This window comes from Paenibacillus sp. 01T422 (genome assembly GCF_056398785.1).
Genome location: NZ_JBFTQB010000883.1, coordinates 1 through 2,689 on the forward strand (window position 1 = coordinate 1; position 2,689 = coordinate 2,689).

At 37.8% G+C, this 2,689-nt stretch carries 3 protein-coding genes; 2 read left to right on the top strand and 1 reads right to left on the bottom strand.

The features are described 5' to 3' along the window. Nucleotides 1-204 precede the first annotated feature (204 nt). Complete coding sequence (locus tag AC1DUA_RS32895) at nucleotides 205-837, top strand: hypothetical protein (protein WP_477503735.1); 633 nt, start codon at nucleotides 205-207, stop codon at nucleotides 835-837. 432 nt (nucleotides 838-1,269) lie between these two features. Here the strand turns inward: AC1DUA_RS32895 and AC1DUA_RS32900 are convergent, their stop codons facing one another. Further along, nucleotides 1,270-1,950: a hypothetical protein gene (locus AC1DUA_RS32900; RefSeq protein WP_477503736.1), complete on the bottom strand. Its 681-nt coding sequence runs from the start codon at nucleotides 1,948-1,950 to the stop codon at nucleotides 1,270-1,272. Between the two features lie 406 nt (nucleotides 1,951-2,356). Between AC1DUA_RS32900 and AC1DUA_RS32905 the strand changes: the two genes are divergently transcribed. Beyond that, the coding region (locus AC1DUA_RS32905; protein WP_477503737.1) for a hypothetical protein at nucleotides 2,357-2,689 on the top strand (333 nt) is incomplete at its 3' end.

Sequence of the window (2,689 nt, forward strand, 5' to 3'; positions counted from 1 at the left end):
TCTCGGAACAACGCATCAGGTCTAAATTGTTGATAAAGATGAGTCGAGATATACATCAGAAGTCCTTTTTATCGTGGGACATTTGGTTCATTTATCTATTAATTCCAAAATATAAAAATTATTTAGTTGCTAGATTAACATTACCATGATACATTTTCCATGTAATGTAAACTATATGATAGGGAAAGGTAGTGTGGGAATCAAATGAAGAAAAGTCTTATCACTCTTTTTGCTTCGTTAAGTATTGTTTCAATTATTGCGGTATCTGCATCAGCTGCTACGCAAACTCCAGCTGTAAGTGTTGGGGGAAGTCCAAGTCAAGCCATAAATTCAAATTTTGTGGATGATTTGAATAACCCTAAAGCATTATCCCAAAACAGTGAAGTTCCTCAAGTTGAAGAAGTTGCAGGTCGGGCATTAGGGCAATTGGGGCAAGTAAATGATGTTTTAGTTGGTGCAAAAGATGGAGTAGCAGCTAAGACAAAGGATAAGCCAACCCAATTTTGGAATTTAGATCGAAGTGGTGGCTATACCGCAACTATTGAAGGATTACGATCTTTGTTATATACAAACTATTATTTCCAACCAAGTACTGCGGGAGAAATTTATGTTTCAACAGATTTCACCAAAGACTCGGGTGTTGGAGCTGGGACTTATACGATATATTGCTATGATCTCTCTACAGGCTCAAGTGTGACAAGTTGGAATGGGACTGCTGGATCTCCAAGTCCTGCAGTGAAATTTTACAATTTAAATACATCACATCTTTATTATTTTGGATTTCAAGATACTGCATCGTCAGGTACAATAAGTGGGACTGCTTACGTTACTTATTAATAGTCATGTTAAAAGAGCTGGCCGCATTTTGGGTCGACTCTTTTACCGGAGTTCCTGAGTTTGTTACCAAGATGATAAATTTAAGCGGCCGCCTTTTCCGGGTAAGAAACCGGGCTGGGCGGCTTTCCTTTATTTTGTATAGCCTCGGTTTTTGTTTTGACTTAACTGTTCCGAAGAACATAAAAGGAACAACAACACGGAAGGGGACGATGGCGAATAACAAATCGTTTTATAGATGATTCACCTGATAAAGATAACTAGCTGCCTCTTCACCAATTATCATACCTTAACTTTGCAAATATGTATTTTTTAACTACTCCTTTTTTGTGATGATTGATTGGTTAGGCAGTTAATTTTTATATTTGATGACAATCCCCAATAGTTAGCTAAAAACCTTGAACGGGTACCTTAGAGCTACGACGATTCTAATAGTCAATCTATATTTACCGATTTTGTTAGTGATTCAACGATTGAAGCGTAACTCATTATTTTCGTCCAGCCAAGATATTCAGCTGTAGGCTGCTGAAGAAAATCCAGAAACTTGCTCGCTGTATATTTTTCAGACCAGTACTTGTCCGAGTCTAAAACTTCATGTATATCCTCTTCCTTCCTAACATACTGAAATGCCCGATGTTCCAAAAGATATACATGCTTGCCAACTTTAAAAGCTGTATGCACGGTGTTAAGGACTTCCGTTAAATGAATGTTGTACTCATCTTTTTGAGGATTGTAATTTTGATCTTTAGAATCTACCCTTACGCAGGTCAAGCAGTCGAAGAAACGGAGCTTATCAATTATAAGGTTGCCGACATAGTTCTCGTAAGCTGGTGTCAATCTATAGTCTCCGAACTTTTCGAGCCGTTTCCCGCTAATCTGCTGTTCCCTCATATTTTCGACTTCCTCTCGAAGATACAAGCCTTTCTTAATTTCCCGAAGAAGCTTTTGTTCTCGCATGCTGCTTATCCGTTGATTGGAGAAATGGAAGCGATCAATAATTTCCGGTTGAATCATCGTGTATTGCTGTACAATTAATTCAACCAGTTGTTGCGGTGCGACATTAAGCCCTGATGCTTCAACGAGTTTCTGCAGATCTATCATTTTCGAGACTTCCATTTATAAACACCTCGCTACTGTAATTTATTCTGCTGGCTATAGTATAATATAATCTGTTGATCAGAATCAACAGTTGATATAAAATTCAACGTCAAATAGTTGGTTGATGAAATGCGCAATATATTTATGAATATTTGCATCTAAGCAACGGAGGAGATAATTTCGCACATAGAAAAAGAAATAATAAATAAAAAAAGCAGCTGGTCACGACCGGCTACTTTTTTTATTTATTTTAAGCGGATCTCAAATCAATGTGACCTTTATTTTGTGGATTCTTGAAATAAACCATTAGACTGGAAAATATAGTATTAGACCGGGAATGGCATTAAGCTAACGGGCAGGATACTTCGAACGTGGCAAAGAATTAATAAGGACAAATGTTTTATTGAGAAAGTAGGTTGTAAACGTGGCGTTTGCGCATCTCATTGTGGAGCTACATTGTCTTTACGGGATAGGTGACCAAGATGAAGTTATTCCTCCTGTTCCACCTTTTTGTAAATATGGAGTACGTAAACCAGGGTACCATTGTTTATCGGAAAATTGTGAGTTCTCTGGGCATGCACCAGCGCCCCTTGAAATAGCCTATTCAGATGAAAAGGGTGAGGTAGCCTCTGATGCGTGGATAGGATTTGGAGGCGATATGGACCCAAACCCTTATAACAATATGGTATCAGAACTAAAGGAATCATGGGAAAATCTTTGTAAAAAGAAAGTGAATGAAGCATATAAAGATTATATG